Source organism: Chitinophaga sp. 01L420 (genome assembly GCF_056399985.1).
Map to the genome: position 1 here is coordinate 314,628 of NZ_JBFTSK010000008.1, position 9,044 is coordinate 323,671.

The 9,044-nt window shown below is 42.6% G+C and carries 7 protein-coding genes and 2 rRNA genes; 3 read left to right on the top strand and 6 right to left on the bottom strand.

Annotated elements, in window-relative coordinates; genetic code table 11:
* Window positions 1–2 precede the first annotated feature (2 nt).
* From AC1DP6_RS11290 to AC1DP6_RS11305, 4 genes are all read right to left on the bottom strand, one after another.
* Complete coding sequence (locus AC1DP6_RS11290) at window positions 3–839, bottom strand: energy transducer TonB (protein WP_441572821.1); 837 nt, start codon at window positions 837–839, stop codon at window positions 3–5.
* 46 nt (window positions 840–885) lie between these two features.
* A complete protein-coding gene (locus AC1DP6_RS11295; protein ID WP_477054887.1) occupies window positions 886–1,491 on the bottom strand; it encodes an ExbD/TolR family protein in 606 nt (201 codons plus the stop codon).
* Window positions 1,492–1,564: 73 nt separating this feature from the next.
* Window positions 1,565–2,224: an ExbD/TolR family protein gene (locus tag AC1DP6_RS11300; RefSeq protein ID WP_441572823.1), complete on the bottom strand. Its 660-nt coding sequence runs from the start codon at window positions 2,222–2,224 to the stop codon at window positions 1,565–1,567.
* Between the two features lie 69 nt (window positions 2,225–2,293).
* Window positions 2,294–3,145 carry a MotA/TolQ/ExbB proton channel family protein gene (locus AC1DP6_RS11305; RefSeq protein WP_133808392.1) on the bottom strand — a complete coding sequence of 284 codons (852 nt, stop codon included), beginning with the start codon at window positions 3,143–3,145 and terminating at the stop codon, window positions 2,294–2,296.
* 747 nt (window positions 3,146–3,892) lie between these two features.
* Between AC1DP6_RS11305 and AC1DP6_RS11310 the strand changes: the two genes are divergently transcribed.
* The 3 genes from AC1DP6_RS11310 (at window position 3,893) to AC1DP6_RS11320 (ending at window position 8,504) form a co-directional block, all read left to right on the top strand.
* Window positions 3,893–6,457, top strand: coding sequence for a zinc-dependent metalloprotease (locus tag AC1DP6_RS11310; protein WP_477054888.1), 2,565 nt, complete (start codon window positions 3,893–3,895; stop codon window positions 6,455–6,457).
* A 64-nt stretch (window positions 6,458–6,521) separates the two neighbouring features.
* A complete protein-coding gene (locus AC1DP6_RS11315) occupies window positions 6,522–7,625 on the top strand; it encodes a LacI family DNA-binding transcriptional regulator (RefSeq protein ID WP_477054889.1) in 1,104 nt (367 codons plus the stop codon).
* A gap of 45 nt (window positions 7,626–7,670) precedes the next feature.
* Entirely contained in the window at window positions 7,671–8,504 is an 834-nt protein-coding gene (locus AC1DP6_RS11320; protein ID WP_477054890.1) for a hypothetical protein, read from the top strand.
* A 150-nt stretch (window positions 8,505–8,654) separates the two neighbouring features.
* Here AC1DP6_RS11320 and rrf (AC1DP6_RS11325) read toward each other — a convergent pair.
* Window positions 8,655–8,766: ribosomal RNA gene (gene rrf / locus AC1DP6_RS11325) — 5S ribosomal RNA — on the bottom strand.
* A 182-nt stretch (window positions 8,767–8,948) separates the two neighbouring features.
* Window positions 8,949–9,044 (bottom strand): 5S ribosomal RNA (gene rrf, locus AC1DP6_RS11330); the annotation flags it as partial.

Genomic DNA, 9,044 nt, shown 5'->3' on the forward strand with positions numbered 1-9,044 from the left:
TACTACTCCTGCAAAGTAAAGCGGATAGGGAGGTTGAACTGTACAGAAACCTGGCGGCCATTTTGCTTACCAGCTTTCCATTTAGGCATGGTTTTCACCACACGAACAGCTTCTTCTTCCAGGCCACCACCTTTTGCGGCACCTACTGTTTTAACGTCTTTAATGTTTCCTTCAGAGTCTACTACGAACTGAACGAATACCGTACCGGAGATACCATTTTCCTGCGCAACGCGTGGGTAACGGATATTTTTGCTCAGGTACTTCGCCAGTGCTTCCTCACCACCTGGGAAGGTTGGAGGTTGTTCTACGAAGGTGAAGATTTCCTCTTTCGCAGGAGCAGCAGGAGCAGTTACTACACCGGTACCTTTACTATCTTCCAGTAATCCCGGATCGATACCGTTTGGATCACCTTCTACAGTTTTAGTACTGATGGCTTTGTCCTTGATGTCCTCATGTTTAGGAGGTTCCTCATCCGGTGGTACTTCGTTATCTTTCTTAATAACCGGAGGAGTGAATTGTACTGACGGTTTTACCGGTGGCGGTGGCGCAGGCGGTGGAGGTGGCGGAGGTGGCGTTTTCGGATCATCCGGTAACTTCACATCTTCCATCTTAATTTCCTGTATCACCGGCTTCTTGAGGTTATCTCCCTCAGCAGCTCTAACCCACTGTGATATCATGTACGTTGCAAAGAATATTACAAACAATGACGCGGTTCCTAAAATGGCATTCCGCACACGCTTATTATACTGTCTCCGCAAATCGTACGCCCCATATTCCTTATTCCTGCCGTCAAACAGGATATCGAGAAAATCGGACTTTAAGACTTTAGCAGAATCCATTGTTGTTGTTTTATGATGGATGCAAAAAAATAATTATTCCACAAAACTATTTAGCTGGAGGCGTAGGAGTAGAAGGTACACCGTTAGCTGCTTCTGTAGACTGTATCCATTTTTTATCCTGGTCACTGATGTCTACGGTTGCGTAACGCTGAATTCTATTGATCGCCATTTCGTCAAGGATATCAACGAAATTCTTATAATTGGCTTGATCGTCAGCCTTTATAATCACTACAACGTCTTCTGGTTCACCTTTTGCATTTCTCAGTCTGGCAACTTCGTCCCTTTTCTTAATGATCTCATCTCTGATTCCTCCTGTGTTGGCAAAAGTTGTTGCCTTGAAGAAGTCAGGATTAGCAGATGCATTAGGGTCTTGTGCCAAACCTTCGTAATAGTAAACACGATTATCTTTTCCGAGTAAAATGGTCAGGGCCGTACTTTCTTTTACTTTGTTCTGGTCCTTTTCATTTTCGGTATCCTTTGGCATGATCAAGTCCATTGTTTTGGGCTTGGACATGGTAGTGGTAAGCATGAAGAAGGTAATCAACAGAAAACCTAAATCCACCATGGGTGTCATATCTACACGGGTAGACTGTTTCTTGGATTTCGTCCCACCGTGTTTCTTCCCTTTCCCACCACTACTACTGGTATCCATTTCTGCCATAGTAGCCAATTTTTTTTAGTTCTTAAATCAACAGCCTTCCTGGTCAGGAAGCATTTGCCGTCGTTTACTTCTTTTTGCCACCAGCCTGTTGTTCTTCCCAGGCAGCAGTACCTTTCGGTGCTTCTTCCAGGTTAGTAACCAGGTTCAGTTTCTGAATTTTCTTTCTCTTGAAAGTTTCCAGAATTTCTTTGATCTTAGGATAGGGTGTTTGGTTATCCGCCTTGATACAATACTTCACTTTATTGAGGTTTGTACCCTGAGCTGCATTACCATAATCAATCCATGCTCCTAATTCACCGCTGGCAGAATCTGTAGGGATTCCTTTATCGAGACCGGAAGTTTTACGTTGATCCTCTGTGAGGCCAAGGTAAGCTTTCAGATCTTTGATAGGTGCTCCTACGCTGGCTCCTGTAACAAAGTTCTTCATTTCTTTGTCAGTGAGGCCCAGTTTATACTGCGTATTCAGATCTTCTATCAGCTTTCTTCTTTTAGGCTGGCCATCCATGCTGAAAAACACTCTACCATCCTTATCTACTGTGAATAACAACACATCAGAATCAGGCAAAAGGGTAGTGTTTATAGAGGATGGGGTAACTACCGTTACCGGTTCATCCGGTTTGAACTTAGTTGCCAGCATAAAGAAAGTTAATAGCAGGAAAGCCACATCACACATTGCTGTCATGTCAATGGCGGTGCTTTTCCTTGGCATTTTAACTTTAGGCATCTTTACTCTGTTTTATGGTTTACTTTAAATAGATTCAAAACCGCTTACTTTCCACAAAATAATCTCAGATTATTTATGATTAGCAGCAAAGCTCTGTGTTAAAGTAAAGCCAGATTCGTCAATAGCGTAAGTGATGCTATCGATATTGGTAGTAAAGTAGTTGTACATTACGATCGCAACAGCAGAAGTACCGATACCCAGTGCAGTGTTGATCAATGCTTCAGAGATACCACCCGCCAGCTGTGCAGAGTCTGGTGCACCACCGGAAGACATCGCTGCGAACGCACGGATCATACCCAATACTGTACCGAACAGACCTAACAGGGTAGCTACGGAAGCAATAGTAGACAAGAACACCAGGTTCTTTTCCATCATTGGCAGTTCCAATGCAGTTGTTTCTTCAATTTCGTTTTTAATGGTCAGAATCTTCTGCTCTGTATCCAGCTCAGTATTAGAAACCATTTCTTTGTACTTTTTCAGACCAGCTTTCAGTACGTTACCCACAGAACCTTTTTGTTTGTCACACTCAGCCAGTGCTGCATCTATATTGCGGTTAGCCAGGTGATACTGTACTTTACGTACCAGCTCAGAACCGCTGAATTTACCTTTTGCTTTTGACAGGTAAAGAAAACGCTCAATCACGAAAGTCAAACAAACCAGCAATACGGAGATCAGGATCGGTACGATCAAACCACCTTTGTAAACAGTAGCAAACCATTTGCCGATACCAGAATCAACTGGATGTCCTTCAGGATTGTTACCCTGGAAGTTAGCTGGGTTACCTAATACAAAAAAGTAAAACAGAAAACCTATCACTAAGCAGATAGGCACAGCCAACGTCGCGAACAAGTTGGATGACTTAGGTTGATGAGAAGAAGCCTTAGCTGTAGCTGCAGTCACAGTTGTTTTAGTCTCAGCCATGTTGATTGAAATTTTAGTGTTAAAAATTAAACTATTGTTTGTTAGAAGTTACTAATTACGATACCCTATTCTGGAATGCCCCTCAGCACTCAATTTACTGTTTTAATCAGTGATTCGCAAAGTTATACGGTTGGTCCAAAAAAACAAGTGCAGCTCAAAAAAACCCACAAAAATTAACTTTCACACGCAAAAGCCCCATCACAGGGCTTTTAGACCACTCATTTTTTTAGAGCAAACACTTACTTAAGCGAAAAAACCAATGTTGCAGTTTTCACAACTGATTGTTACTGTCCCAATTCTTGAAATCGTTTGATTTTTTTCAAAGTTGGACGCACAATTTAAGAAAAAATTCAAATGTTCCAACAGAAATCTTACAATTCTGATAACTTATTTATTTCCGCGCCAGTCAACGCTTTCAGCCCAAGCTAATAGCATTTAGCAATACTTCATCGATTATTTTTAGTACTCCTATCTCGAAATTCAATAGCACAGCGGACATCAACTTCTTCCCTTCCTTCTCCCCCATATGTATTTATTATTTGCTATAATAATAAATACTTACATAAAAAAAGTTGCCCCCGCAACTATTGTTTTAACATTTACTTCTCAATTTGACTCTTTTTTTCCATTCCTACAGCCATTGCTGCGCTTATGGATTTTCCTCATAAGTTAATACTTAATATACTTACTTGCAAAGGTTTTAAAAAAAACTTAACAAGTAATCAAGAACCAATTATTTAAACCGCAATGAGCAAACCACTTCACAACAAACTGATAATAGCCATGGCAGGCGCGCTCTGTCTGGGTACTGCAGTTTTTCACCCTGCGGAAGCACAACGGAAAAAACATTCCCGCAACACCGCACCAACTACTCCTGCATCAGCAAAAGACTCCACAGGAAAACCACCCATGATCAAACCAGGACCTAAACAAGGCCCTAAACCTTTTGCCGAAATCATCACCGATAAAGCAAAATCTGACTCCGGTTTGTTCAATATCTATAAGCTGGATGACCGCTTCTTCTTCGAAATACCCGATTCCCTGCTCGGTAGAGATGTACTCGTAGTTAACAGAATATCCAAATCCGCTGCAAGCCTTCGCGCGGGGATGCTGGGATTCAGCGGCGATATTATCAACGAAAATGTAGTCCGCTTTGAAAAAGGCCCTAACAGTCGCATCTTCCTGAAAAATATTTCCTACTCCGAAGTATCAAAAGATTCTACACAGCCGATGTTCACGTCTGTAAGGAATTCTAACCTGCAACCAATTGTCGCTGCATTTGATGTAAAAGCATTATCTAAAAACAATCAGGGTAGCATCATCGATCTGACTGAATTCATCAGCGGTGATAACGATATCCTGTTCTTCGACGGACAAGTAAAAAATGCGCTCAAACTCGGTGGCGTTCAGCCAGATAAATCTTACATCTCCGATGTAAAATCCTATCCGCTGAATACAGAAATCAAAACAGTAAAAACATACAGCAAAAGCGGTGGTCCTGGCGGTCCGGGCATGCCTCCTGCCCCAGGTGGTAACGCTACGGTAGAATTAAACAGCTCCATGGTTTTATTGCCTGCTGTACCAATGCAGCCACGCTACTTTGATCCACGTGTAGGCTACTTTACTACCAGCGTAACTGATTTTGATGCAGATCCGCAAGGCGTAAAAAGACTGCAGATGGTTACCCGCTGGCGCCTGGAACCAAAGCCGGAAGACATGGAAAAATACAAACGCGGTGAACTGGTAGAACCAGTTAAACCAATTGTGTTTTACATTGATCCCGCTACTCCTGAAAAATGGCGTAAATACCTGATCCTCGGTGTTAACGACTGGCAGAAAGCCTTTGAAGAAGCCGGATTCAAAAACGCGATCATCGCTAAAATGGCTCCTACTCCACAGGAAGATTCTACCTGGTCTATTGAAGATGCCCGTTTCTCTGCGATCGTTTACAAACCTTCCGATGTACCTAACGCAAGCGGTCCTCACATTCACGATCCCCGCTCCGGTGAAATCATCGAAAGTCATATCAACTGGTACCACAACGTAATGCGTTTATTACGCAATTGGTACTTTGTGCAAGCAGCTCCTAATGATCCACGCGCACGCAGCATGCAATTCAGCGATGAACTCATGGGTGAACTGATCCGCTTTGTATCTTCCCACGAAGTAGGCCATACCCTGGGTCTGCGCCACAACTTCGGATCCAGCTCTACTTATCCTGTTGAGAAATTACGTGATAAAGAATGGGTTAAGAAAAATGGCCATGCCGCCTCTATCATGGACTACGCACGTTTCAACTACGTTGCGCAACCTGGTGACGGTATCAGCGGTGCCGACCTTTACCCACGTATCAATTACTACGATAAATGGGCGATTGAATGGGGTTACAAACTGCTCCCACAGGCAAAATCCCCGGAAGCAGAAACACCTATCCTGAATAAATGGACTGTTGAAAAACTGAAGGATAAAAAATTCTGGTTTGGTACAGAATCCAATCCTGATGATCCAAGATCACAAAATGAAGATTTAGGTGATAATGCCATGATTGCAAGTACTTACGGTATTAAAAACCTGCAGTATATTATGCCTAACCTCCTCAGCTGGACTAAAGTTGAGAATGAAGGCTATGGCAACCTGGCTGAATTATACAAAGAAATAGCCGGACAATTCGGCCGTTACATGGGCCATGTGGTTAAAAATGTGGCTGGTATCTACGAAACACCCAAAACGGTAGAACAACCTGGTGCTGTGTATGAATATGTACCAAAGGCTACCCAGAAAGAAGCAGTACAATTCCTGAACAAACAACTGTTTACCACGCCTAAATGGCTGATCAACCAGGACCTGCTGAGCCGCTTCGGTGGTGATGCCGTTTCTCTGATCAACTCCCGCCAGGAACCAGTGCTGGATAGACTGATGAGTACCAATACCATCAATAAACTGATCAGCAGTGAAGCCGCATTAGGTACACAGGCTTATGCTCCAACTGAGTTACTGAATGACCTGAAAAAATCCATCTTCTCAGAAATATATGCACATCAGTCAGTTGATGTGTACCGCAGGAACCTGCAACGTTCTTATGTGGATAACCTGGCAGAACTGGTAACACCTCCTGCTGCTAATCCAATGGGAGCTATGTTTGGCTATGCACCTGCTAATCCATCTAAATCAGATGCTGCAAGCATTGGCCGCGCTCAGCTGATAGCACTCAGAACAGAACTGCGTGCAGCTGCTGCCGGTGGAGATRCCATGACCCGCAGCCATGTACAGGACCTGATTGCCCGTATTGGTAAGGCGTTGGATCCCAAATAACTATAAGGCATACACGAAAATAGGAGCACCCTTTCTGGTTATACCGGAAAGGGTGCTTCCGTTGATGTATATCCTAAAGCCTGGTAATTCTTCCGGAAAATGCTTAATATCGCTACATTATTTACTCACGAAGCCTCAAAAAGTGAAAGATCGGACTAACAAAATAACGATTTACGATATCGCTAGCAAGCTTAACCTGTCAGCATCCACCGTTTCCCGTGCATTGCAAAACAATCCACTTATTAACATGGAAACGCGGGAAAAAGTACAACTGGCTGCTACAGAAATGGGGTATGTGCCCAACTGGATCGCCTCCAGTTTGCGCAAGAAACGGTCAAATATCCTCGGGCTGATCGTACCACGTACCTCTATGTATTTTCAGAGTACAGCGATAAGTGGTATTCAACATGAAGCCCATAAATACGGATTCAGTATTGTAATTGGCCAGTCGGATGAAACTGTGGCAATGGAAAAAGAGCTGGTACATACTTTCTATTCCCTCCGTGTAGATGGCCTGCTGGCAGTAGCTTCCATGTTTACCACCAACTTTGACCATTTCAGTCCGTTTATTAAAAACAATATCCCGCTGGTATTCTATGATCGGGTACCTACAGATTTCCAGGGCTATACCATTACGGGAGATGATTTTAAAGGCGGCTTTCTTGCTACTGAACACCTGATTAAACAAGGGTGCAAGCGTATTGCCCATTTTTCGGGGTTGCTTACCTGCAATCTTTACCAGCAACGGCTTTCTGGCTACAAAGAAGCGTTGGCTCAGTACGACATCCCTTTTGATGAACAACTCGTATATATACATGATCTGACCATGGATGCTGCTACGGTAGCAGCGCAGCAACTATTTGATGCACAAAAAATGCCGGATGGTATGTTCGCCGCCAATGATAGTTCCGCAGTAGCTTTTATACGTGAAGCGAGAAACAGGAATATTGCCGTGCCACAACAAATCAAAGTAGTTGGTTATTCCAATGACCTCTCCTCCCGGATCATTTCTCCCTCTTTGACCACTATTGAGCAATCGGGTTATAATATGGGACAAAAAGCAGTGGAAACAATTGTACAGCTGATCAATCACGATGAGACCGTAAAAGTGACTAAAAATTATATTTTTCCGGTAGAATTAATAAAACGGGAATCTACTGCATCATAGTGCAGTGTTAAACCAATAAACTATATCAATAAAACCTACAACTGTATGAAATCGCGCATCTATGCAGCTATATTGTGCTCGGCAATCTTTGCTGTCACCTCCTGCAACAGGCATATTTATGTACCTAACCAGGTAAATGCTCCTCTCTTAAAAGAACGGTATGAATTTAAAGGCAGTGTCACTCCTACTAATCTCCAGGGTGCTTTTGCTATTACCGACAATATCGCCATTATGGCAAACGGGCAGTATCTATATGGTTTCAATTATTTAGATCCTGCTAATGAAAATAATTCCAATAATAATGACCTCCTGGTATCCAATCGTACCCGTGGTGGACTGGTAGAAGGTGCCGTAGGATTTTTCAAGCCTTTCGGACCCAGTAAAAAAATGGTGTTTGATGTATATGCAGGCTATGGTAGTGGAGGCTTTAAAACCATTACCCGTGAATATAGTAACTCAGGAAGCAGTGGTAACGAGAACGACTATATGATAAAGAACCGTTTCAGCAAAGTGTTCATCCAGCCAAGTATCGGATTTGTACATCCTGTAGTGGAAACTATTTTCAGCAGCCGCTTTTCTATGGTAAACTTCTATGACAGCCAGCTAGGTGTTAAAGCGTTCGAAGGTGACAATGCTGGTAAGGCGGATTTTATGCGGATCAATAATAAGCCAATCGCTTTTTACGAGCCTGCCTTTACTGTGCGTGTAGGATATAGGTATGTGAAATTCCAGTCACAGCTTCAGTTTTCCGTTCCTTTAAATAATGGCTCTTTTAATGATAATAATAATAACTACGATAATATCAATCAATATTTCCAGCAGGTAACCTTTACGATGGGAGTAGCGGTAGATATCGCACGTTGGTATAATCGAAGATAATAATCTTTGTAATTCCAGCTTTACCCGGAATTTATATGCAGGTAGATGATTTTCCGGAGATAGATAGGTTTAGGAAGAGAATAATTTTTAGAAGATGATATAAAATAAAAAAGCCTTAGTGTATAGAACACTAAGGCTTTTTTATAATAAGTATGGCAGCTACCTACTCTCCCGCATTGTTGTGCAGTACCATCGGCCATGAGGGGCTTAACTTCTCTGTTCGGAATGGGAAGAGGTGAACACCCTCGGCAAAACCACCATAAGATCTTTTGCCAGTATTAGCGGGCAATAATATATTATGAAAGTTCTAACGAACTTGTAAAAAATCGTAAATAAAGGCTTTCAATGCTATTGAAAGTGATGATCCGTTAATAGCTTTTCTATCCGGAAAAAAGTGAAAATAAAGAAGCCTTAGTGCACAAACACTAAGGCTTCACTTAATAAGTATGGCAGCTACCTACTCTCCCGCATTGTTGTGCAGTACCATCGGCCATGAGGGGCTTAACTTCTCTGTTCGGAATGGGAAGAGGTGAACACCCT

Excerpts from the sequence above, each read along its gene's own strand:
- AC1DP6_RS11290 (WP_441572821.1), bottom strand. The coding sequence starts at position 839 with ATGGATTCTGCTAAAGTCTTAAAGTCCGATTTTCTCGATATCCTGTTT.
- AC1DP6_RS11295 (WP_477054887.1), bottom strand. The coding sequence starts at position 1,491 with ATGGATACCAGTAGTAGTGGTGGGAAAGGGAAGAAACACGGTGGGACG.
- AC1DP6_RS11300 (WP_441572823.1), bottom strand. The coding sequence starts at position 2,224 with ATGCCTAAAGTTAAAATGCCAAGGAAAAGCACCGCCATTGACATGACA.
- AC1DP6_RS11305 (WP_133808392.1), bottom strand. The coding sequence starts at position 3,145 with ATGGCTGAGACTAAAACAACTGTGACTGCAGCTACAGCTAAGGCTTCT.
- AC1DP6_RS11315 (WP_477054889.1), top strand. The coding sequence starts at position 6,522 with ATGTATATCCTAAAGCCTGGTAATTCTTCCGGAAAATGCTTAATATCG.
- AC1DP6_RS11320 (WP_477054890.1), top strand. The coding sequence starts at position 7,671 with ATGAAATCGCGCATCTATGCAGCTATATTGTGCTCGGCAATCTTTGCT.